Below are 21,689 nucleotides of genomic sequence, written 5' to 3'. Positions count from 1 at the left end.
CGTCTTGCTACAAAGGGCCCTGAATGTCTGAGCTTTCCAGCGTCGCCGTCGATCGAGGAGCGCACGCGCCGGTGCCACCGCTTCTGAGCGTCGTCGTGCCCGTACGGAACGAAGCCGGAAACATCGCCCCCCTCGTGGCCGAGATCGAAGCCGCCTGTGGCCCTCTTGGCCCCTTCGAGATCATCTATATCGATGACGGGTCCACGGACGGCACGGCCGGCGAGCTTGAGGCGCTGGCGGCGGATCGCCCCTATCTCCGGCGTCTGCGCCATGCGACAAGCTGCGGCCAGAGCGCGGCGGTGCGCACGGGCGTGCGTGCCGCCCGGGCGGCTCTGGTCGTGACCCTTGATGGCGACGGGCAGAACAACCCGGCCTTTATCCCGGACATGCTCGCCGCGCTCGAGGCCGGCGGCGCCGGCGCGGGGCTGGTGCAGGGCCAGCGCGTCGGCCGCAAGGACACCGGCTTCAAGAAACTGCAATCGCGCGTGGCCAATGCGGTGCGACGGCGCGTGCTGCGCGACGGCACGCGCGACACGGGATGCGGACTGAAGCTTTTCCGGCGCGATGTGTATCTCGCGCTGCCCTATTTCGACGCGCTCCATCGCTTCATGCCGGCTCTGGTGCGCCGGGACGGCCATGAGGTGCTGCTCGTTGACGTCATCGACAGGCCGCGCTTTGCGGGGGTGTCGAACTACGGGTTCTTCGATCGCCTCTGGGTGGGGATCGTCGATCTGATGGGCGTGCGCTGGCTGATCGTGCGCCGCAAACGCGTGCCGGTGGTCGAGGAAGCCGCATCATGTTGATTTCACTGTCCCAGAGTATCGGCGGCTATCTCTATGAGGTCTTCATCGAGAAGCTCGACGTCTGGCTTGTGCTCGGCCTGTTCGGCCAGATGCTGTTCGGCGCACGCTTCATCGTGCAATGGCTGGTGAGCGAGAAGGAGGGGCGCAGCGTCATTCCCCTTGCCTTCTGGTTCTTCTCGATTGGTGGAGGGTTGATCACCCTGGCCTATGGCCTGCACCAGCGCGAGCCTGTCATCATTTTCGGGCAAGCGCTGAGCATCTTCATCTATGTGCGCAATCTCATGCTGATCGGCCGCGCCAGGCGGCGCGGCGACGGCAAGGACAGCGCCTCGCGGTAGGCATGGCTCACGCCCTGCCGCGGGCTGCGGCAAAACGCTCCAGGCCTTGGCCGAGATCCGCCTTCAGGTCATCAAGGTCTTCGAGGCCGATATGCAGACGCAGCGTCGGTCCGCCCGGGGCCCACTGCGTCGCCGTGCGCAGCGGCGCGCAATCGAAAGGAATGGCGAGGCTCTCAAACCCGCCCCAGGAATAGCCCATGCCGAACAGGGCGAGCCCGTCGAGCAATGCGGCGACCGCTTCCTCGGGGCCCGGTTGCAGCACGATGGAGAACAGGCCCGATGCCCCGCGATAATCGCGGGTGAAGAGCGCGTGGCCCGGATCGCTCGGGAGGGCCGGATGGAGCACCCGCTGGACCTCGGGATGGCCTGACAGCCAGCGCGCCATTTCAAGGCCGGCCTCATGGTGCCTTGCCATCCGCAGCGGCAGCGTGCGCAAGCCGCGCAGCACCAGGAACACGTCGTCTGGCGCGACCGTGACACCGAGGTCGCCCCAGGTGCGCTTCAGCGCCGGCCAGGCGGCGGCATTGGCTGAGACCGCGCCCGACATGACGTCGGAATGGCCGCCGAGATACTTCGTGGCAGCCTGGATCGCGATGTCGGCGCCGTGCGCGTGCGCGGCATAGAAGAGGGGGGTTGCCCAGGTGTTGTCGGTGAGGACGAGAGCGCCATGCGCATGGGCGACGGCGGCGATGGCGGGGATGTCCTGCATCTCGAAGCTCTGCGAGCCCGGCGATTCCGTGAAGACCGCGCGCGTATTGGATTTCAGGACCTGCGCGATATCCGCGCCAACCTGCGGATCGTAATAGGCGGTCTCCACGCCGAATCGGCGCAGCACGCCATCGCAGAAATTGCGGGTGGGGCCATAGACGCTGTCGGTCATCAAAAGGTGATCACCCGCCTTCAGGCAGGAGAGGAGAGCGGTGCTCACCGCGGCGAGGCCGGACGGACACAGGACGACGCCGGCGCTTTCCTTGCCCTCAAGCGCCATGAGCGCTTCCTCGAGCGCACCCATGGTGGGGGAGCCGCGGCGTCCGTAGCTGTAGCGGCCGGTGTGGCCGGTGAGATCGGCCATCGTGGGGCTGAGCACCGTCGACCCGTGCACGACGGGCGGGTTCACAAATCCGAAATGCTCGTCGGGGTGGCGACCGGCGACGACCATTCGCGTGCTCTCGCCCAAGCCTTCGATGTCGCTTGTTGTCAGCTTGCGCATGCGGTCGTCTCCAGGATCACTGCCATTCGCGTCAAAGTCGTCGTGCTCACTGCACCCTGCACGGCATCGCCGTCAAGCCACCCGAAAGCCCAATGGAGCGGCACTTGACCGCTGCGTTAATCTCGAATGTGATGCAACGATCGAGGTTTCGGGCCGACCTGGATCGATCCGCAGATGCCGGAGGAGGGCATCGGCATGCGCCAAGAGAGATCCGCGGTTGGCGGGGCAACGGAACCGGAGTGGGAGAACAGCAATGACATCGAAATTGACGGCGCTCGCAGCGGCGCTGGGTATCGCTGCGCTTGGCGCGACCGCTGCCATATCCTCTGCCGCGGCTGCAACGCTTGATCAGGTCAAGCAGCGCGGCGTGCTGCAATGTGGCTCGAATACGGGCCTTGCCGGCTTCGGGGTGCCGAACGACAAGGGTCAATGGACGGGCTTCGACGTCGATATGTGCCGTGCGATTGCTGCGGCGATCTTCGATGATCCGACCAAGGTGAAATTTGTCCCGCTGACGGCAAAGGATCGCTTTACGGCGCTTCAATCGGGCGAAGTGGATGTCCTGATCCGCAATACGACCTGGACCATGTCGCGCGATACGTCGCTCGGCCTGAATTTTACATCGGTCAACTACTACGACGGCCAGGGCTTCATGGTCCGCAAGGCGCTCGGCGTGAAATCCGCGCTCGAGCTCAATGGCGCATCGATCTGCGTGCAGCAAGGCACGACGACCGAACTCAACCTGGCGGATTTCTTCCGGTCGCATAACATCAAATACGAGGTCGTGGCTTTCGCCTCGTCGTCCGAGACGGTGAAGGCTTATGATTCCGGACGTTGCGACGCCTTCACCACCGATGCCTCGGCGCTCTATGCGGAACGTCTGCGCCTCGTCAATCCCGATGAGAGCATGGTCCTTCCGGAGATCATTTCCAAGGAACCCTTCGCCGCGGCCGTCCGTCATGGCGACGATCAGTGGTACGATCTCGTGCACTGGACGCTGTTTGCAATGGTCAATGCCGAAGACCTCGGCGTCTCGCAGGCCAATGTCACCGAGCAGCTGCAGTCGCAGAGCCCGGAAGTGAAGCGCCTCCTCGGCGCTGAAGGCAACTATGGCGAAAGCATCGGCCTGACCAAGGATTGGGTGGTGCGTATCGTCAAGCACGTCGGCAACTATGGCGATGTGTTCGAGCGCAACCTGGGCGAGAAGACCCCGCTCAAGATCAAGCGTGGCCTGAATGCCCTCTGGACCAAGGGCGGCCTGATGTATGCGCCGCCGATCCGCTGATTGCGGCGCATCGGCTTTATCATCACAGGCCGGTGGTTGAGACCTGCTGAACCTGGTTCCGGCGGCCGCCGGAACCACCTTTGCGGCGATCATGGACAGGGTCGCCGCAGAGGCAGACTTTTTGTTGGAAGGCCGCCGCCGGCGCTGTTGTCAGCCTTGCCGGCTCCGCGGGCCGGCGACATGTGACGGCGGCAATCCAGTTGCCCTGGGGCGCTTGGTATTCCGGCTTCCGTTCCCCTGGAATTGCTGCATCGGATCTATGATCCTGCGGCGTGAGCACGGCATTATCAGAAATTCTGATGAGTGCTGTTCTTCGCCGCCGGCAGTGTTGCGACGCGACCATCATTTTCTTCACACCGTTCTGCTGCGACCCGGACCGGAATTCGATCGGGCGGGCTCTGGTTCCTGTGCGAGGGTCCGGGATGTTGCTTGTTCTCTGATCTCTCAGACTATTTTGCTAGCACATCACCGGTGATTTGCTGCGTTTGCAAAATTGCCAAAGCCAGCCAGTCTGTTAGTGTTTGCACACAGGGCGGAGTTGAGGCCAGCGAGGAGCCGAAATGCGGTCTTGCAGATCTCGAGGTCGTGGTCTTGAGGCCATTGGGAGCGGCAGGCTCGTGAGCGAACGGGCGATCCGGATGGGCCTCGGTTCGGCCTCGAACACCAGACCGGGAGCGTCATCGGCTGTCAGATTGAAAGCTTACGCGGGCATTGGCACGAGGCTTGCTGACCTCACGTGATCGGTGGGCCCACGGCTCGCGCCGACAGGGCATGAGGTGAAAGGCCTCGGGCGTCAGAAAACGGCAAGGGCGCGGCGCGGGGACAAGAGCGCGGCGCGGGGACAAGAGCGCGGCGCGGGGACAAGGGCGCGGCGCGCGGAACAGCGCATATCCTCGGTTGCGGGGATGGGCAACAGCGCCCCTCGTATGGAATGCAGGTACCGGAAAAAGACATTGTAGCGCCAAGGAGACCGAATGAGCGTGCGACATTCAGGACAATTGCGCTCCAGGCCAAACTTCATGCGCAAAGAGCCGAGAGTTTGCGGCTCGCCCCCTATCCCTTGCGGGCATGATTGCAATGAAATTGATGCGAAACTCGGATCATAAAACGACAGAATCGGGGAGTGGCCGTGTCCAGCGCTGACGTTTCCGGATCCAGACGCGGGTCGCTTATCAACGACCCGAAGATCAGGGGCCTTGTCTACCAGTTCGTACTGGTCGCTCTCCTCATCTTCCTCATCTATGGCGCGGCCAGCAACGCCGTCGAGAACCTTCGGGCGGCGCGTATCGCCTCGGGCTTCGGCTTCCTGGAGCAGGCGGCGGGCTTCGACATCAACCAGAAGCTCATTCCCTTCTCCTCGTCGGGTTCGACCTATGGCGAAGCCTTCATGGTCGGGCTGCTGAATACCCTCCTCGTCTCGGCCATCGCCGTCGTCCTCGCCACCTTTCTCGGCTTTGCGGTGGGCGTGGCGCGGCTGTCACAGAACTGGATCGTCGCGAAGCTTGCCGCGGTCTATGTGGAATGCATCCGTAACGTTCCGCTCCTGCTGCAGCTGTTCATCTGGTACAACGCGGTCCTGAAGCCGCTACCCGGTCCGCGCCAGTCTCTCGACCTTGGCGCCGGGACCTATCTGAACAGCCGCGGGCTGTTCTTTCCCCAGCCCCTGTTCGGCGAACGTTTCGGCTGGGTGTGGGTTGGCCTGGCGGTGGCAATCGCGGGCGCCTACCTGTTCCATCGCTGGGCGCGGCGCGAGCAACTGGCGACGGGCCGGCAGTATCCGGTCATCCGTGTCGGCCTTGCCCTGATCATCGGGTTGCCGCTTGTCATCTTCTTCCTGCTCGGGCAGCCGCTGACCTTCAACTATCCCGAGCTGCGGGGCTTCAATTTTGCCGGCGGCATCCAGGTTTTCCCCGAGTTCGTGGCGCTTTTGATCGGTCTGACGACTTATACCGCCGCGTTCATCGCCGAGATCGTCAGGGCAGGGATCCTGTCCGTCTCGCGCGGCCAGACCGAGGCGGCCTATGCGCTTGGTCTGCATGCCAGCCCGACCCTGCGGCTGGTGGTGGTGCCGCAGGCCATGCGGGTGATCATCCCGCCGCTGACCAACCAGTATCTCAATCTCGTCAAGAACTCCTCGCTGGCGGTGGCGATCGGCTATCCCGACCTTGTCCAGGTCTTCATGGGCACCGTGCTGAACCAGACGGGGCAGGCTGTCGAGGTGATCGCGATCACGATGGCGGTGTATCTCACCATCAGCATCATCACGTCGCTCATAATGAACATCTACAACAGCCGCATGGCGATCGTCGAACGGTGAGGCTCAGATGTCGATGCTTGTGACCCAAGAGCCATACCTGCGTCAGACGCAAGTGGATCCGGAACCGCCGCCGGTGCTGGTCAGCGGGCCGGTCGCCTGGATTCGCGCCCATCTCCTGTCGTCGCCCCTCAATATCGCGATGACGGTGGTGACACTGTATCTGAGCTATCTGATCTTCACGCCCCTGATCAAATTCGCGCTCATCGACGCGGTGTGGACCGGTCAGGACCGCGAGGCGTGCCTCGCCGGCCCGGGCGGCGAGGTCGGCGCCTGCTGGGCCTATGTCAGGGCGAAGCTCAGCTACTTCACCTACGGCTCCTATCCGTGGGACCTGCGTTGGCGTGTCGATATCTTCTTCGCGCTCACGGCGATCGGTGTGGTCTGGATGCTGTGGCTCGACGCGCCGCGGCGCAGCCTTGGCGCCTTCTATTTCTTCATCATCTATCCGATCGTCTCCTTCATCCTGCTCAGCGGCTGGAACGCGATCGGCCTCAGCACCGTCGATACGTCGCTGTGGGGCGGCATTCTCGTCACGATCATCGTGTCGATCGTCGGCATCGTGTTCTCGCTGCCTTTCGGGGTCTTGCTCGCGCTGGGCCGGCGTTCAGCCCTGCCGGCGATCCGCCTCGCCAGCATCATCTTCATCGAGGTGATCCGCGGCGTGCCGCTCATCACCGTGCTGTTCATGGCCAACACCATGCTGCCGCTGTTCCTGCCCGGCAACATGACGCCGGACCGGCTGCTGCGTCCGCTGGTCGGCGTCGCGATCTTTGCCGCTGCCTATATGGCGGAGGTGGTGCGCGGCGGCCTGCAGGCCATTCCGAAGGGGCAATATGAAGGCGCAATGTCGCTCGGCCTCGGTTACTGGACGATGATGCGTCTCGTGGTGCTTCCGCAGGCCCTGCGCATCGTCATCCCAGGCATCGTCAACGTGTTCATCGCGCTCTTCAAGGACACGACGCTGGTTTCCATCGTCGGCATCTTCGATCTTCTGCGCACGGTCGAAGCGACGCTGACGGATCCGACCTGGAGCACACCCACGACACGCTTCTCGGGCTATGCCTTCGCTGCCGTGTTTTACTTTATCTTCTGTTTCGGTATGTCTCGTTATTCGCTCGCGATCGAACGGCGTTTCGCGCGGGGACACAAGAGGTGAATGCGACAATGGCCACTGCAACTGCCGCTCAGACGTCCGCCAGCCTGAAGCCCACGCCGCTGAAAGGTGAGGTTGCGGTCGAAATGATCGATGTGCACAAGTGGTATGGTGAATTCCACGTGCTCAGGGATATCAACCTCAAGGTCACCCGCGGCGAGCGCATCGTGATCTGCGGCCCGTCGGGCTCGGGCAAATCGACGATGATCCGTTGCATCAACCGCCTGGAGGAGCATCAGCGCGGTTCGATCGTCGTGGATGGGATTGAACTGACGAACGACCTCAAGCGCATCGACGAAGTGCGCCGCGACGTCGGGATGGTGTTTCAGCATTTCAACCTGTTCCCGCATCTGACGATTCTCGAGAACTGCACGCTCGCGCCGATCTGGGTGCGCAAGATGCCCAAAAAGCAGGCGGAGGAAGTGGCGATGCACTACCTCACGCGCGTGAAGATCCCCGAGCAGGCCAACAAATATCCCGGTCAGCTCTCGGGCGGGCAGCAGCAGCGTGTGGCGATCGCCCGTTCGCTGTGCATGAACCCGAAGATCATGCTGTTCGACGAGCCGACCTCGGCGCTTGACCCGGAGATGGTCAAGGAGGTGCTCGACACCATGGTGGGGCTCGCCGAAGAAGGCATGACCATGCTCTGCGTCACCCATGAGATGGGTTTCGCCCGGCAGGTCGCCAACCGGGTCATCTTCATGGACGCCGGGCAGATCGTCGAGATGAACACGCCCAACGAATTCTTCGCCAATCCCCAGCACGAGCGCACGAAGCTGTTCCTGAGCCAGATCCTGCATTAGCGGGCTCTTGCAATAAGGTTTTCGAGCCACTGAGGTGTCGTCCCCGGCGCGATTGGCGAAGCCGATCGCGGGAAGGGGATCCAGGCCCAATGAAAGCTTATGTCATTGCCCTGGATTCCCTTTCCCTCGGGCCTGCAGCCCTCGGCCGGGAATGACACCGCGGACATGGCATCTCTCGGGCTGCCTCAGGTTTTCGATAGCCTGCGAGGACAAGTCCACATTCGCTCCTCGAAGATCGGCGCGTGCTTTCCCCGATTTGAACGATATCGTCTGATTCCATCCGGGGCGGATTTACTCTAAGACCATCCGGGTTGGCTCGGCGGCAGCTGTCGTCCTGACGGGGCCGCTTTTCGCCGGAGGCTCGTGATGCGTTTCCTGATCGTCGCGCTCGGCGCAATCGCCGTTGCCTTCGCCGTCTCGCTCATCCTCGGGCGCCGCGGCATCTATGTCGCGACGGTCGCCTTGCTCATCGGTGCCGGCATAGCCCTGCTCTCCGTCTTCATCACGAGCTGCTCGCAATGCTGGACATCGGCCTTGCCGGTGGGCGCGTTTTTCTCGGCGCCTTTCTACATTGTCGGATGGATCGCGCTTGCGCAGGCCGAGATGGTCGAGAGCCGGCGTTCCCTGCTCTACGGTCTGTGCGGCATCATGGTGGTGCAGGTGCTGTGGGCAAGCCGGGTCATCCTGTTCGCGACGGTCGACGGCCGCTGCCCCTGCGGCGCGGGCCTTTTCGGCCTCGTCAGCACCGAATTGTCGGCCGTCGCCTTCGATCGCTGGGCGGGCCCCTGGTTCCTGGCCGAGGCGATCGTCACGCTGGCCATTCTCATTGCGGCTCTCAGGCGACGGCCGGAGTTGCCGACCGCCTGAGGCTGCCTCGGCATTGGCCGGATCAGTTGGATGCGGCGCGCGTCCCCTCGAGCCGGGACGCGAAATAGCCGATCGTGCGCGAATAGACCGCCGCCTTGTTCCACTGCCTGAGCACTTCGGCATTGGCGGAGCCCGGCTCCCACGAGCCGCCTGCAACCCAGCCATGGCCTTTCAGGAAATTGGCCGTGGAGGCCAGCACGTCCGGTACGCTGCGAATCAGGTCGCGGCGGCCATCGCCATCGAAATCCACCGCATAGCGATAATAGGACGTGGCCATGAACTGGGTCTGGCCGATTTCGCCAGCCCAGGCGCCGCGCATCTCGGAGGGATGGAGATCGCCGCGATCGACGACGCGGAGCGCGTCGAGAAGCTGCGCGCGAAACATGTCGGAGCGCCGGCAGTCATAGGCCAGAGTGGCGATGGAGCGAATGGCCGGAAGCTTGCCCATATTGCCGCCGAAGTCGGTCTCCAGACCCCAGATCGCCACGATGATCGGCGGCTGGACGCCGTATCGCTGCTCGATCTGGCGCAGCAGGCCGGCGTGGCGCTTCATCAGGCTGGAGCCCTTCTGCACGCGGTAGGGCGGCACCATGCGCTGGGAGAACTGCTCGAAACTCTGGCGGAAATGGCCCTGCCGCCGGTCTTGCCGCACGACGGCCGGATCATAGGTTATTCCGTCAAGGGCCGCCAGACCGCGTGGCGAAACGCCCTGGCCTGCCGCCTGCTGGCGGAAGCTCGCGATAAAGCCCTCGAAGCTGCCCGCCGTCTGGCAGCCGGCGTTTGATTGGGCCTGGGCGGGGGAGAGGGCCGACAGGATGAGTATCGGGAGAGCGGCAAGAAGGGAGCCGAGGCGGGGCGGAAGCGAAACTCGACGCAGGTTGGCCGATGGCATGGCAGGGCTCTCGCGTTGTTTCCAAAGAGATGCCGTTTCCAAACGGCAGTAGCGATGGTAGGCCGCAACCTGTAGTTTACACAATGGCGCGCGATCGGCGAACCGCATATGCAGTGGCAGGATGAAGGTATCATCATCGGGGTGAAGCGTCACGGCGAGGGCAGTGTCATCCTCGAGCTGATGACGAAGGGCCATGGACGGCATCTCGGGCTCGTCCGTGGTGGCCGCTCGCCCCGCCAGCAGGCCACGCTGCAGGCTGGCAATCGCGTCGATGCGGTTTGGCGCGCGCGTATCGAGGAACAGCTCGGCACCTATGCCGTGGAGGCCGTGACCCTCAACACGGCGCGCTTTCTGGGCGTGTCGGTTGCTCTTTATGGTCTGGCGTCGGCCGCCGCCCTCCTGCGCCTGTTGCCGGAGCGCGACCCGCATCCCGGACTGTTCGAGGCTCTCGGGGTGCTCGTCGATCATCTCGACGATACGAGCATTGCGCCTGCGCTGCTCGTGCGATTTGAGCTCGCCATGCTGGCCGAACTCGGCTTCGGCCTCGATCTCGGCGCCTGCGCCGCGACGGGTGCCACCGCCGAACTCGTCTATGTCTCGCCGAAATCCGGACGCGCCGTCTCGGCCGCTGCGGGTGCGCCCTTCCACGGCCGGCTGCTCGCCTTGCCGGCCTTTCTGCGCGACGACCGTTCCTACGATCATCCAACGAGCGCCGAGGTCGTGGCCGGCTTCGCGCTGACGGGCTATTTTCTGCGACGGCATGTGTTCATGCCGCGCGGCCTTGCCTGGCCGGATGCCCGCGATCTGTTTGTCGCGCAGATCCGGGATTGAGGACGTGCCCGGCGCATCCTACTGGTGCAGGTCAATCATCTCCTTGCCCGGCGCCGTGCGCGGCGGCCATTCCGGCGAGCGCTCGATCATGCGGTGAACTTTTGGACGCTCGGGGCCGTCATGCAAGGCGCGCAGGCGCTCGCCGACAGCAGCATCGGCCTTGGTAATGCGCTGGTTGTGCCTGATGTAATCGATCCAGGTCGGCGTCTGGTAGCTTTCCCACCAGATGTCAGGCTTTTCCAGGCTGCGCGTCAGTGTCCAGTAGCGGGCACCGTCGCGGCGGCGGATCCGGCGTCGCTCGGCCATGGCGCTCAGAAAGGCCGGCAGGTTCTCGTCCTTGATGACATATTCGATGATGATGACGATCGGTCCGCTGCGGGGCAGCAGATCAAGCGCGAGATGCGGCTCTTTCCAGCTATTGAGCGGATCGAGGTTGAGCGCGGTCTGTTCGGGAAGGCCAAGGCGCTTCAACCCCAGCGCGGCGCCCACGAGCATCAGCGCGGATGCGATGATCAGCGCGGTCGCGGGACCGGACTGCTGGGCGACGGTACCCCAGATCCAGCTTCCCAGCGCCATGCCGCCGAAGCTCGCGGTCTGATAGAGGGACAGCGCACGGCCAACGACCCAGCGCGGCGTGGACAATTGCACGGCGACGTTGAACAGCGAGAAGGCGGTGACCCAGCTCATGCCGCCGATGAGAAGGGCTGCTCCCGTGAGCCAGGCTTCCGTGCTCAGCGCGATCGTGAAGGCGCAGACGGCAAAGCCGGTGAAGGCGAGGCGGATGCGGATCTCGGCCGAAAGTGTCTGTCTCAGCCATTCCGCAATCAGCGCGCCGCCGACCGCGCCCACGCCGAAGGCTCCGAGAAAGATGCCGTAGAGGAGGGGGCCACCGCGGACGATGTCGCGCGCCACCAGCGGCAGCAACGCGACGACCGAGATGACCGTGAAGCCGAAGACGCAGGCGCGCAGCAGGACCTTTTCGATATTCGGCGACATCGCGACATAGCGCAGGCCGGCGCCGATGGCGGAGCCGATGGTCTCGCGCGGCAGGGTGCTCGCGGGCCGTTTGAGATCCCAGCGCCACAGCACCACGATCAGGGCGAGATAGCTCATGGCATTGACGGTGAAGGCGGCTGCGGCACCGCCGGCCGCCACGATGGCGCCGCCGATGGCCGGCCCCACGCTGCGGGTCAGGTTGAAGCCCATGCTGTTGAGCGCGACGGCGGCCGGAAGATCGTCGCGCGGGACCATGTCGCCGACGGCCGCCTGCCAGGACGGGTTGTTGAGGGCCGTCCCGCAGCCGATCAGGAAGGTGAAGGTCAAGAGCAGCCACGGCGTGATGACACCGAGATAAGTCGTGACGGCCAGCCCGATGGAGACGATGAACATCAGGCTCTGGGCGGTGAGCATAACGTCGCGACGGTTGAAATTATCGGCGATGGCGCCGGCCGCAATCGAAAACAGCATGATCGGCAGGGCCGCCGACGCCTGCACCAGGGCGACCATGTCGGCCGAATCCGAAATGGTCGTCATCATCCAGGCGGCGCCGACACCCTGGATCAGCGAGCCAAAGTTCGACGCGAGATTCGCAGTCCATATGGCACGGAACGTCTCATGCCGGAACGGCGCCAGCGGCGAAATTTTCTCGGTCAAAGGATCTGTCTCGACTACAAAAAAGGCAAGAGTGCCGAAGCTGGCTAATTAGAGAGCATCGAAGGTGGGGATGCCAGTCCTGCGATCGCAAATCGTCGATTCTATCGCCGGTTGTGCCATCGGAGCCATGGTCGGGCCTGATGGTGCGCGCGTGCACGCGCAAATCGGACGCAGGTGGCGGATAGCTGTGGCTCGGGCTGCGGGGATGCTTGCGTTGCTGTGGCTTGTTCGCTACCTGTTCTCCATGGGGCGTGCCCACTGCGGTGCAAGTCGTGATGGAGCTTGGGATAAGCCGGGTGGGCGAGACGTGCCCGGCCGGGTGGAGAGCGTGTCGTGAGGGCTGAAAGCCGCCTTTTGCGGTTCATGCTCTAGACAAGTCCGTCTTTTGCGGATTGGCTCCGCTCAACAATAGACGAGCAAATTCACCGGCTTGGATGGTATCAAGCGATTCCACCCAAGTCGGATTTGCTCCAAGGAGCAAGGTATGGGAAAGCCAGTCGACCCGCCGGATCATGACGGCGTCGAAAGCGTCGGTTTGAAGGATGCGCTCGAGGAGCGCTACCTCGCCTATGCCTTGTCCACGATCATGCACCGTGCCTTGCCGGATGCGCGCGACGGCCTGAAGCCCGTGCACCGCCGCATCCTGCACGGCATGCGCCTCCTGCGGCTGGAGCCCGGTGCCGCCTTCAAGAAGTCGGCGCGCGTCGTGGGTGACGTCATGGGTCAGTTCCATCCCCATGGTGACCAGGCGATCTATGATGCGCTGGTGCGGCTCGCCCAGGATTTCTCGCAGCGCTATCCGCTTGTCGACGGTCAGGGCAATTTCGGCAATATCGACGGGGATAGCGCGGCGGCAATGCGCTATACCGAGGCGCGTCTGACCGAAGTCGCGCGGCTCCTGCTCCAGGATATCGACGAGGATGCCGTCGACTTCCGCGAGACCTATGATGAAGCCAATCGCGAGCCCGTCGTGCTGCCGGCGGCCTTCCCCAATCTCCTGGCCAATGGCAGCCAGGGCATCGCGGTCGGCATGGCGACATCGATTCCGCCGCATAACGCGGCGGAGATCTGCGACGCCGCGCTCTATCTCATCACCCATAAGGACGCGAGCTCTGACCAGTTGCTGACCTTCGTGCAGGGGCCGGACCTGCCGACGGGGGGCATCATCATCGATGACCGCGCCAGTATCGCCGAAGCCTATCGCACCGGGCGCGGCTCCTTCCGCGTCCGCGCGCGCTGGCACCGCGAAGAGCTCGGACGCGGCGGTTGGGTGGCTGTCGTCACGGAGATCCCCTATGGCATCGCCAAGGCGCGGCTGATCGAGAAGATCGCCGAACTCCTTCAGGACAAGAAGCTGCCGCTCGTTGCCGATGTGCGCGATGAATCGGCGGAAGATATCCGCGTGGTCTTCGAGCCGCGCTCGCGCACCGTGGACGACACGCTGCTGATGGAGTCGCTGTTCCGCCTCACCGAGCTCGATGCGCGCGTTTCGTTGAACATGAACGTGCTGACGAGCGGGCAGGTGCCGAAGGTGCTGGGCCTGGCCGAAGTGCTGCGCGAGTGGCTGGACCACCGCCGCGACGTCCTGCAGCGGCGTTCGCGCCACCGGCATGGGGTGATCGAGCGCCGGCTCGAGATCGTCAACGGCCTGCTGATCGTCTATCTCGATCTCGACCGGGTGATCAAGATCATCCGCGAGGAGGACGAGCCGAAGGCCGAACTGATCAAGGTCTTCACGCTGACTGACGTGCAGGCCGAGGCCATCCTCAACACGCGCCTGCGCAGCCTGCGCCGGCTCGAGGAGATGGAGCTGAAGCGCGAACTCGATAGCCTGACCACAGAGAAGGCCGATATCGAGGCGCTGCTCGCCTCCGAGCCCCTGCAGTGGAAGCGGGTGACGCAGGAAATCCGCGCGGTTCGCAAGACGTTCGGCCCGGAGACGCCGCTGGGGCGGCGGCGGACGACCTTCGCGGCGCCGCCGGCGGCGAGCGACATTGATCTCACGCAGGCGATGGTCGAGCGCGAGCCCATCACGGTCGTGATTTCCGAGAAGGGCTGGATTCGCGCGCTCAAAGGGGTGGTGTCGGATCTGTCCGGCCTGCAGTTCAAGGGCGACGATCGCCTCAAGCTCTCGCTCGCCACCGAGACGACGGCAAAGATTCTCGTCTTCGCCACCAATGGCAAGGTCTTCACGCTGGATGCGGCGAAGCTGCCGGGCGGTCGCGGCTATGGCGATCCGATCCGCCTGATGGTCGATCTCGACGATGGCGCGGATATCGTGACGGCGATTGCCTTCCAGCCGGACACCAAGCTCCTGGTCGCCTCGCACGAGGGCAGGGGTTTTCTGGTCCGCAGCGAGGATCTCACCGGCAACACCCGCAAGGGCAAGCAACTTCTCAATCTTGACGCGACCGGCCGTCTTGCCCTGGTGATACAGGCCGAGGGGACGCATGTCGCGATCATCGGTGAGAACCGCAAGCTCATCGTCTTCCCCATCACGCAGGCGCCGGAGATGACCCGTGGCCGCGGGGTTCGCCTGCAGAAATATCGCGATGGCGGCATTTCCGACGGCAAGGTCTTCAATCTCGCCGACGGCCTGACCTGGAAGGACACCTCAGGTCGCACCTGGACGGTCAGCGAGGAGGACCTGCGCGACTGGATCGGCAATCGGGCCGAGGCCGGACGGCTGCCACCCAAAGGCTTCCCCAAGAACAACCGGTTCGGGGATTGAGCCGTTCAGACGTGGCGGCAGGTCGTGTTCCTTCTCCATTGGATGACACGCCAAGACGAGGGATGGTTTCCGCAGTTGGGGGCGAGACGGGGACGTCACATCCTGTGAGTATTGATTGTATCGATGGGGCATCTTGGCTTCTGGATCTTCGACCCAGGATGGCCTTGACGTCGATGGGCGGTGACCCCTGGTGGAGCGAGGCGGACCGAGGCATCCATGAGCAAGGCGCCCCTGTCGGAAGATGATCTGATCGCGACGTTTTTCGCGCCGCTGGCGGGGCCGGGGGCGCTCGGGTTGCGTGATGATGCGGCGTGCATGGCTGCACCGCCCGGAGCGGATCTCGTGGTGACGGTCGATGCCCTGGTCGCCGGCGTGCATTTCTTTGCCGACGATCCGGCCGATGCCATCGCGCGCAAGGCGCTGCGGGTCAATCTCTCGGATCTCGCCGCAAAGGGTGCGGCACCGCTCGGCTTTCTCCTGACGCTCGCCCTGCCGGCGCCATGGCCGGACCAACTGACGCCGCCGGCGGTCTGGCTCGCGGCTTTTGCACGCGCGCTCGGCGAGGACGCTGCGGCCTATGGCTGTCCTCTCCTCGGCGGCGATACGGTCAAGACACCGGGTCCCCTCACGCTCTCGGTCACGGCCTTCGGCCAGGTTCCGACCGGTCGGATGGTGGCGAGGACCGCAGCGCGGCCGGGTGATCTCATCGCGGTCACGGGCACGATCGGCGATGCGGCGCTTGGGTTGCGGCTCCGGTTGGAACCGCAGGCGCCGTGGATTGCGGCATTGGCGCCGGCGGAGCGCGCGCATCTCGTTCAGCGCTACCTGGTGCCGCAGCCGCGCAATGCCTTGGCGGGCCTCCTGCGTATCGAGGGCCATGCGGGGATGGATGTGTCCGATGGCCTCGTCGGCGACCTCGAGAAGATGATGCGCGTCTCCGGCGTATCGGCGCGCGTGGCGCTCGATCGCGTGCCCCTGTCCGACGCGGCGCGCCACGCGATCGCCGTTGAACCCGCGCTGTTCGAGACGGCAATGACCGGCGGCGACGACTACGAGATCCTCTTGACGGCCGCGCCGGCTGCGATGGCGCGCTTACAGGCGGAGGCGGAGACCGCCGGGGTCGCTCTGTCGGTGATCGGCGAGGTGCGAGACGGCACCGATGCGGTCGCATTCTGCCGCGATGGGGCGGTTTTGGCCTTCGGGCGACGCTCCTACAGCCATTTTTGAGCCGATTTCGCCGCCTCGGCTGCAATGGCGTTTGCTTTGTTCCCGCAATTTTGATGCACTGGCTACCGCCAAAATGGCTGGGGGAATCCGTCGTTCAGAACACAGGATCGCACTATCCGAGGGTGCGTAGACCCCCGTCGATCAAGGGACGGAAACATGACCGCATTGCTTCTCATTATGCTGGCAGGCGCTCTATCCATCGTCTACGGCGTTTATACCATCCAGGTTGTCATGGCGGCTGATGCCGGCACCGCACGTATGCAGGAGATCGCAGGAGCGATCAGGGAAGGGGCGCAGGCCTATTTGCGCCGCCAGTACAGCACCGTCGCGATCGTCGGCGTGGTGCTCTTTATCGGGCTTGCGTGGTTTCTTGGTATCGTGGTGGCCGTGGGCTTCGCGCTCGGTGCCGTCCTGTCGGCGGCCGCTGGCTTCATCGGCATGAATGTTTCCGTCCGGGCCAATGTCCGCACCGCCCAGGCCGCAACGCACTCGCTGGCGGCCGGGCTCGATCTTGCCTTCAAGTCCGGCGCCGTCACCGGGATGCTGGTTGCCGGCCTCGCCCTTCTCGGCGTTGTCATCTACTACACCGTGCTCGTCGCGGTGATGGGGCATGCGCCGGGTGATCGGCTGGTGATCGACGGTCTCGTCGCGCTCGGCTTCGGCGCGTCGCTCATCTCGATCTTCGCGCGGCTTGGCGGCGGCATCTTCACCAAGGGTGCAGACGTCGGCGGCGACCTCGTCGGCAAGGTCGAGGCGGGCATCCCCGAGGATGACCCGCGTAATCCCGCGACCATCGCGGATAATGTCGGTGACAATGTCGGCGACTGTGCCGGCATGGCGGCCGATCTGTTCGAGACCTATGCCGTGACCGTGGTCGCGACGATGGTGCTCGGCTCCATCTTCTTCGCCGGTGGGCCGCTGCTGGAATCGGTATTGATCTATCCGCTCGCCATCTGCGCGGCCTGTATCGTCACATCGATCATCGGCACCTATTTCGTGAAGCTCGGCGCCAACCAGTCGATCATGGGCGCCCTCTACAAGGGCTTCATCGGCGCCGGCGCTTTGTCGATCGTGGCCATCGCCATCGTGACATGGCTGGTGTTCGGCGGATTCTCGACGGTACTGACCACGACGACCGGCGTCACCTTCACGTCAGGTGCGCTGTTCATCTGCGCCTGCGCGGGTCTCGTCGTCACAGCGCTGATCGTGATCGTGACGGAGTATTACACCGGCACGGGCTATCGGCCGGTGACATCGATCGCCTCCGCCTCGGTGACGGGGCACGGCACCAACGTCATCCAGGGCCTCGCGGTCTCGCTTGAATCAACGGCGCTGCCGGCCTTGATCATCATCGCCGGCATCCTGGTGACCTATGGCTTCGCCGGCCTGTTCGGCATTGCGATCGCCGTCACCGCCATGCTCGCGCTGGCGGGTGTCGTGGTGGCGCTCGATGCCTTCGGGCCGGTGACGGACAATGCCGGTGGCATCGCCGAGATGGCCGGATTGCCGAAGGAGGTCCGCGTTTCCACCGACGCGCTCGATGCCGTCGGCAACACCACCAAAGCCGTTACGAAGGGCTATGCGATCGGCTCGGCCGGCCTTGGCGCGCTCGTGCTGTTCGCGGCCTACACGTCCGACCTTGCGCATTTCACCTCAAACAGCGCCAACTATCCTTATTTTGCTGGCGTGACGGTCGACTTCTCGCTGTCGAACCCCTATGTCGTCGTCGGCCTCCTGTTCGGTGGCCTGCTGCCCTTCGTCTTCGCCGGCATGGGCATGACCGCGGTCGGCCGTGCTGCCGGTGCTGTCGTCGAGGAAGTGCGCCGGCAGTTCCGCGAACGGCCGGGTATCATGAAGGGGACGGATCGGCCGGATTACGGCCGCGCGGTCGACATGCTGACCAAGGCGGCCATCCGCGAAATGGTGATCCCTTCGCTCCTTCCGGTGCTGTCGCCGATCGTCGCCTATGGCGTGATTTATGCGGTGGCCGGCAAGAGCAACGCTTTCGCCGCGGTTGGCGCCATGCTGCTCGGCGTCATCATCACGGGACTTTTCGTCGCGATCTCGATGACGTCGGGCGGCGGGGCATGGGACAACGCCAAGAAATATATCGAGGAAGGCCACCACGGCGGCAAGGGCTCGGACGCGCACAAGGCGGCGGTAACCGGTGACACCGTGGGCGATCCCTACAAGGACACCGCCGGGCCTGCCATCAATCCGATGATCAAGATCACCAATATCGTTGCGCTGCTGCTGCTTGCAGTGCTCGCGCACTTCTAGGGCAATGTGCAAAAGCGATCACGGATCCCAAAAAATAGCCCCGCGAGCGATCGCGGGGCTTTTTTGTGTGGATGGTTCGTCGTGACGGCCTTCGCCGGAACAGGTGGGCGTCAGCTGCCGAAGGGATTGAAGCTGCTGCCGCCCGCACCCCGGAGAATCTGACGCAGGAAGCTGTGCTCCTGACCGCTCGAAGGGGTGGTGCGCGAGATGAAATCGAAAATCTGGCCGTCCTGGATGCCGTAATTGGCGACGCGCTCGACCTTGAAGGCCGAATTGAAGTAGATCGCGATCACCCGCTGGTCGACAATCGACGGCTCGATGAACTGCACCGTCCGTTTCAGGGTCTGGCTGATGTAGTAGAAGGTCTTGTTGCCGACGGTCGAGACCGTGGAGGGGGTACCAAGCTTGGCAAGGACCGTATCGACGCTTGTTCCCGGCTTGATCTCCGCCAAGGCGCGCTCGTCCAGCACATAGCCACGGGAAATGGTCTCGCGGCCAGAGCAGGCGGCCAAGCCGGTCAGCAGCGTGGCGCCGAGCGCCAACGTCATCGAACGCCGTGAGAGAAGTCTGGTCTCGCGCAGTTTCATTCGGCCCATCCGTGTCGCTTCAATGCCGTCTTTGCAGCTATCATATTCTCGCTTGCACTAACGTAGTCCGATGCCGTAACCCGCGGTTATGTCTTTGGCAAGGCGATGCGGAGGGCGTTGCCCGTCATGATTCTCAAGTTATTTCGTTCCCGACCGCGTGATGATGTCGCCGCGTCGCTGTTCGAGCGGGTGAATGCCGCTGCGCGCGCCCCACAACTTTACCGCGATGGTTGGGTCGTGGATACCGTCGAGGGCCGATTTGAGTTGCTCACCCTGCATGCTGTCTTGCTTTTGCGGCGGCTGAGGGCTCTGCCGGCGCCTGCGCCGGACCTCGCACAGGAGTTCGTGGACCGCCTTTTCCTGGAGATTGAGCGGGCCTTCCGGGAGATCGGGATCGGCGACCTCGCCGTGCCGAAACGGATGAAGGCCTATGCCAAGGCCTTTTACGGCCGTGCGGCGAGCTATGACGAGGCACTGGCCGAGAAGGATAACGTGGCGTTGTGTGCTGCGGTGGAGCGCAACCTCGGTGTGCCCGGCGCGGATGTGCAAATTGAGCTGGCTCTCTATATGAGAGCTGTCGAGCGGCATCTGGCCGCGTTGGAGTTCGCGGAGATCGTCTCCTCGACCTCACTCTTTCCCGACCTAAGGACGGTATTGAAGTGAGCGCCAATCGCGTGGAATTGCGGCTCCGGCCGCGAATCCTGATAGAAAGATGAGATTGATCACAGGTAACCGGCTCAGCTGATTCGCGCTGGTCCGGGGTGATCGAGGGAAACTGCCATGGCAGCACGAGAAGACCATCTTTTGCATTGGCCTTGCGCCGTTGTCGATATTCCGCCGCAGGGACTCGCGTTACAGCGCAGCGCGACGCCCGAGGAATGCGCGGCCTTGGCCCGCAGTTTCGATATTTCAGCCATCCACAGCCTCGAGGCGTCATTTCGGCTCTCCGGGACGCCGAAGCGCGTTAAGGTGGTGGGCGAGGTGCGCGCCCGCGTCGAGCAGATCTGTGTCGTGACGCTTGAACCCTTCCCAAGCGAGGTGATCGAGACGATCGAGGTGGATTTCGCGGCCGAGCGACCGAGCCGTGCGCTTGCGGACCATGGGGATGCGGACTGGGACGGGGCCGGGAAGGCGAACCGCGCTCGTCAAGGCCGCCGCGGACAGGACCCCGAGGGCCGCAGCGCGGAGATCCGGCTGACGGATGCCGATCCTCCCGACGCGATCGTCGACGGGACGATCGATCTTGGCCAACTGGCTGCGGAGTATCTTGCCCTGGGGCTTGATCCCTATCCCCGCAAGCCGGGCGCCTTATTTGTTCCGAAGGCCGCTGGGGTGGAGGCTGGGGACGATGCGCCATCTGAGGATGATGAGGTCTCCGTGCCGGTTGACAAACCGTCACCTTTTGCCGCGTTGTCACGCTTGAAGACAAAATCCGGGGGGCGGAACTAGCATTCGCGCTGATTTTTTCATCACTCGATCAATTTGGCTGGTGTCGTTACCGTTTTTCGACTCAACCATGACTGGCGCCTACGCGAAATACAGGTTGCGAGCGTATGACGAGGCGCTATTGTCCGCCGCGCGTCGATTGCGGCCCTCGGCGTTGCGGAGATCAACATAGGCATCATGTCCTCACCGATTAGGATCGCTCTCGACGCCATGGGCGGCGATCACGGGCCTGCCGTCGTCATTCCCGGAGCGGCCAAAGCTCTCGAGCGGCGGCCGGATATCCGGTTCATCATTTATGGTGACGAGCCGCAGGTCCGGCCGCTCATTGACCAGCACCCCGCGCTTGCCAGGGCCTGCGAATTCCGCCACGCCGAAATTGCCGTGCGCATGGATGACAAGCCGAGCCAGGCCCTCAGGGCCGGCCGCTACAAGTCTTCCATGTGGCTTGCCATCGAGGCGGTCAAGAAAGGGGAGGCGGATGTCGCCGTCTCGGCGGGCAACACCGGCGCGCTCATGGCGATGGCCACATTCTGCCTGAAGACGCTCGCCCAGGTCGAACGACCTGCGATTGCCGCAATCTGGCCGACCCTTCGGGGAGAAAGCATCGTGCTCGATGTCGGCGCGACAATCGGTGCCGATGCCCGCCATCTCGTCGAGCTCGCGGTCATGGGCGCGACGCTCGCCAATGTCATCTTTGATATCGAGCGCCCTACAGTCGGGTTGCTCAATGTCGGCGTCGAGGAAATCAAAGGGCTCGATGCGATCAAGGATGCGAGCCGGATCCTGCGGGAGGCCAACCTGCCGCAGATCGAATACAAGGGCTTCGTCGAGGGCAGCGATATCGGCCGGGGCAGCGTCGATGTCGTCGTCACCGAGGGGTTTTCCGGCAATATCGCGCTCAAGACGGCCGAGGGGACGGCGACCCAGATCGCCACGTTCCTCAAAAATGCGATGGGCCGGACTTTGATGTCGCGTATCGGCTATCTCTTCGCCAAAGGGGCCTTCGATTCGCTCCGGAGAACCCTTGACCCGCGGCGCTCGAATGGCGGCATCTTCCTCGGCTTGCAGGGCAGTGTGATCAAGAGCCATGGCGGTACGGACGCACTCGGCTTTGCCAGCGCCGTGGAACTCGCCTATGACATGGCTCGGCATGATTTGGTCCATCAGATCCGCGCCATGTTGGAGAAATTGCAGCTCGAGCCGGCCGTCGACGCCTGAGACGCGGATGCGCACCGGACAACGAGCGGCCTGCTGCCACACGAAACG

General features: G+C 63.9%; 18 protein-coding genes. 14 read left to right on the top strand and 4 right to left on the bottom strand.

The features are described from left to right. The first annotated feature begins 23 nt into the window (after window positions 1-23). On the top strand, window positions 24-803 hold the full coding sequence (locus tag C7450_RS15225) for a glycosyltransferase family 2 protein (RefSeq protein WP_110375308.1): 780 nt from the start codon (window positions 24-26) through the stop codon (window positions 801-803). Then, window positions 797-1,141, top strand: a complete 345-nt coding sequence (locus C7450_RS15220; RefSeq protein ID WP_110375307.1) for a lipid-A-disaccharide synthase N-terminal domain-containing protein — start codon at window positions 797-799, stop codon at window positions 1,139-1,141. Before C7450_RS15225 ends, C7450_RS15220 begins: the two co-directional genes overlap by 7 nt. Window positions 1,142-1,148: 7 nt before the next feature. On the opposite strand, the gene metC is transcribed toward C7450_RS15220, so the two are convergent. After that, complete coding sequence (gene metC / locus C7450_RS15215; protein ID WP_110375306.1) at window positions 1,149-2,351, bottom strand: cystathionine beta-lyase; 1,203 nt, start codon at window positions 2,349-2,351, stop codon at window positions 1,149-1,151. 253 nt (window positions 2,352-2,604) lie between these two features. Here metC and C7450_RS15210 point away from each other — a divergent pair, with 253 nt between their 5' ends. From C7450_RS15210 to C7450_RS15190, 5 genes are all read left to right on the top strand, one after another. After that, window positions 2,605-3,636, top strand: a complete 1,032-nt coding sequence (locus tag C7450_RS15210; protein ID WP_110375305.1) for an amino acid ABC transporter substrate-binding protein — start codon at window positions 2,605-2,607, stop codon at window positions 3,634-3,636. 1,129 nt (window positions 3,637-4,765) lie between these two features. Beyond that, entirely contained in the window at window positions 4,766-5,953 is a 1,188-nt protein-coding gene (locus C7450_RS15205) for an amino acid ABC transporter permease (protein ID WP_245449775.1), read from the top strand. 13 nt (window positions 5,954-5,966) lie between these two features. Then, window positions 5,967-7,109: an amino acid ABC transporter permease gene (locus C7450_RS15200; RefSeq protein ID WP_110375569.1), complete on the top strand. Its 1,143-nt coding sequence runs from the start codon at window positions 5,967-5,969 to the stop codon at window positions 7,107-7,109. Between the two features lie 8 nt (window positions 7,110-7,117). After that, window positions 7,118-7,909 carry an amino acid ABC transporter ATP-binding protein gene (locus C7450_RS15195; protein ID WP_110375304.1) on the top strand — a complete coding sequence of 264 codons (792 nt, stop codon included), beginning with the start codon at window positions 7,118-7,120 and terminating at the stop codon, window positions 7,907-7,909. 366 nt (window positions 7,910-8,275) lie between these two features. Then, on the top strand, window positions 8,276-8,776 hold the full coding sequence (locus C7450_RS15190; protein WP_110375303.1) for a hypothetical protein: 501 nt from the start codon (window positions 8,276-8,278) through the stop codon (window positions 8,774-8,776). Window positions 8,777-8,798: 22 nt separating this feature from the next. Here C7450_RS15190 and C7450_RS15185 read toward each other — a convergent pair whose 3' ends face one another. Then, window positions 8,799-9,668: a lytic murein transglycosylase gene (locus C7450_RS15185; RefSeq protein WP_110375302.1), complete on the bottom strand. Its 870-nt coding sequence runs from the start codon at window positions 9,666-9,668 to the stop codon at window positions 8,799-8,801. A gap of 108 nt (window positions 9,669-9,776) precedes the next feature. Between C7450_RS15185 and recO the strand changes: the two genes are divergently transcribed. Further along, window positions 9,777-10,499, top strand: a complete 723-nt coding sequence (recO, locus tag C7450_RS15180) for a DNA repair protein RecO (protein WP_110375301.1) — start codon at window positions 9,777-9,779, stop codon at window positions 10,497-10,499. Window positions 10,500-10,517: 18 nt separating this feature from the next. Here the strand turns inward: recO and C7450_RS15175 are convergent, their stop codons facing one another. After that, window positions 10,518-12,152: an MFS transporter gene (locus C7450_RS15175; protein ID WP_110375300.1), complete on the bottom strand. Its 1,635-nt coding sequence runs from the start codon at window positions 12,150-12,152 to the stop codon at window positions 10,518-10,520. Window positions 12,153-12,636: 484 nt separating this feature from the next. On the opposite strand from C7450_RS15175, the gene parC reads away from it, so the two are divergent. The 3 genes from parC to C7450_RS15160 all read left to right on the top strand — a co-directional run bounded on the left by parC (window position 12,637) and on the right by C7450_RS15160 (window position 18,390). Beyond that, complete coding sequence (parC, locus tag C7450_RS15170; RefSeq protein ID WP_110375299.1) at window positions 12,637-14,883, top strand: DNA topoisomerase IV subunit A; 2,247 nt, start codon at window positions 12,637-12,639, stop codon at window positions 14,881-14,883. Between the two features lie 216 nt (window positions 14,884-15,099). Next, entirely contained in the window at window positions 15,100-16,110 is a 1,011-nt protein-coding gene (gene thiL, locus C7450_RS15165; RefSeq protein WP_110375298.1) for a thiamine-phosphate kinase, read from the top strand. 156 nt (window positions 16,111-16,266) lie between these two features. Then, complete coding sequence (locus C7450_RS15160) at window positions 16,267-18,390, top strand: sodium-translocating pyrophosphatase (RefSeq protein WP_110375297.1); 2,124 nt, start codon at window positions 16,267-16,269, stop codon at window positions 18,388-18,390. A 110-nt stretch (window positions 18,391-18,500) separates the two neighbouring features. Here the strand turns inward: C7450_RS15160 and C7450_RS15155 are convergent, their stop codons facing one another. After that, window positions 18,501-18,977 carry an outer membrane protein assembly factor BamE gene (locus C7450_RS15155; protein ID WP_410369442.1) on the bottom strand — a complete coding sequence of 159 codons (477 nt, stop codon included), beginning with the start codon at window positions 18,975-18,977 and terminating at the stop codon, window positions 18,501-18,503. A 126-nt stretch (window positions 18,978-19,103) separates the two neighbouring features. On the opposite strand from C7450_RS15155, the gene C7450_RS15150 reads away from it, so the two are divergent. The 3 genes from C7450_RS15150 to plsX all read left to right on the top strand — a co-directional run bounded on the left by C7450_RS15150 (window position 19,104) and on the right by plsX (window position 21,641). Further along, window positions 19,104-19,640 carry a ubiquinol-cytochrome C chaperone family protein gene (locus C7450_RS15150; protein WP_110375567.1) on the top strand — a complete coding sequence of 179 codons (537 nt, stop codon included), beginning with the start codon at window positions 19,104-19,106 and terminating at the stop codon, window positions 19,638-19,640. Between the two features lie 117 nt (window positions 19,641-19,757). After that, window positions 19,758-20,426 carry a YceD family protein gene (locus C7450_RS15145; RefSeq protein ID WP_110375296.1) on the top strand — a complete coding sequence of 223 codons (669 nt, stop codon included), beginning with the start codon at window positions 19,758-19,760 and terminating at the stop codon, window positions 20,424-20,426. A gap of 174 nt (window positions 20,427-20,600) precedes the next feature. Continuing rightward, complete coding sequence (gene plsX, locus C7450_RS15140; RefSeq protein WP_110375295.1) at window positions 20,601-21,641, top strand: phosphate acyltransferase PlsX; 1,041 nt, start codon at window positions 20,601-20,603, stop codon at window positions 21,639-21,641. The last annotated feature ends 48 nt before the right edge of the window (window positions 21,642-21,689 follow it).

This window comes from Chelatococcus asaccharovorans (genome assembly GCF_003201475.1).
Taxonomy (GTDB): domain Bacteria; phylum Pseudomonadota; class Alphaproteobacteria; order Rhizobiales; family Beijerinckiaceae; genus Chelatococcus; species Chelatococcus asaccharovorans.
This window is presented reverse-complemented; position numbering and strand designations above follow the sequence as displayed.

Excerpts from the sequence above, each read along its gene's own strand:
- C7450_RS15150 (WP_110375567.1), top strand. The coding sequence starts at position 19,104 with ATGATTCTCAAGTTATTTCGTTCCCGACCGCGTGATGATGTCGCCGCG.
- C7450_RS15200 (WP_110375569.1), top strand. The coding sequence starts at position 5,967 with ATGCTTGTGACCCAAGAGCCATACCTGCGTCAGACGCAAGTGGATCCG.
- metC (WP_110375306.1), bottom strand. The coding sequence starts at position 2,351 with ATGCGCAAGCTGACAACAAGCGACATCGAAGGCTTGGGCGAGAGCACG.
- C7450_RS15190 (WP_110375303.1), top strand. The coding sequence starts at position 8,276 with ATGCGTTTCCTGATCGTCGCGCTCGGCGCAATCGCCGTTGCCTTCGCC.
- C7450_RS15155 (WP_410369442.1), bottom strand. The coding sequence starts at position 18,977 with ATGAAACTGCGCGAGACCAGACTTCTCTCACGGCGTTCGATGACGTTG.
- recO (WP_110375301.1), top strand. The coding sequence starts at position 9,777 with ATGCAGTGGCAGGATGAAGGTATCATCATCGGGGTGAAGCGTCACGGC.
- C7450_RS15225 (WP_110375308.1), top strand. The coding sequence starts at position 24 with ATGTCTGAGCTTTCCAGCGTCGCCGTCGATCGAGGAGCGCACGCGCCG.
- C7450_RS15210 (WP_110375305.1), top strand. The coding sequence starts at position 2,605 with ATGACATCGAAATTGACGGCGCTCGCAGCGGCGCTGGGTATCGCTGCG.
- plsX (WP_110375295.1), top strand. The coding sequence starts at position 20,601 with ATGTCCTCACCGATTAGGATCGCTCTCGACGCCATGGGCGGCGATCAC.
- thiL (WP_110375298.1), top strand. The coding sequence starts at position 15,100 with ATGAGCAAGGCGCCCCTGTCGGAAGATGATCTGATCGCGACGTTTTTC.
- C7450_RS15145 (WP_110375296.1), top strand. The coding sequence starts at position 19,758 with ATGGCAGCACGAGAAGACCATCTTTTGCATTGGCCTTGCGCCGTTGTC.
- C7450_RS15160 (WP_110375297.1), top strand. The coding sequence starts at position 16,267 with ATGACCGCATTGCTTCTCATTATGCTGGCAGGCGCTCTATCCATCGTC.
- C7450_RS15220 (WP_110375307.1), top strand. The coding sequence starts at position 797 with ATGTTGATTTCACTGTCCCAGAGTATCGGCGGCTATCTCTATGAGGTC.
- C7450_RS15185 (WP_110375302.1), bottom strand. The coding sequence starts at position 9,668 with ATGCCATCGGCCAACCTGCGTCGAGTTTCGCTTCCGCCCCGCCTCGGC.
- parC (WP_110375299.1), top strand. The coding sequence starts at position 12,637 with ATGGGAAAGCCAGTCGACCCGCCGGATCATGACGGCGTCGAAAGCGTC.
- C7450_RS15195 (WP_110375304.1), top strand. The coding sequence starts at position 7,118 with ATGGCCACTGCAACTGCCGCTCAGACGTCCGCCAGCCTGAAGCCCACG.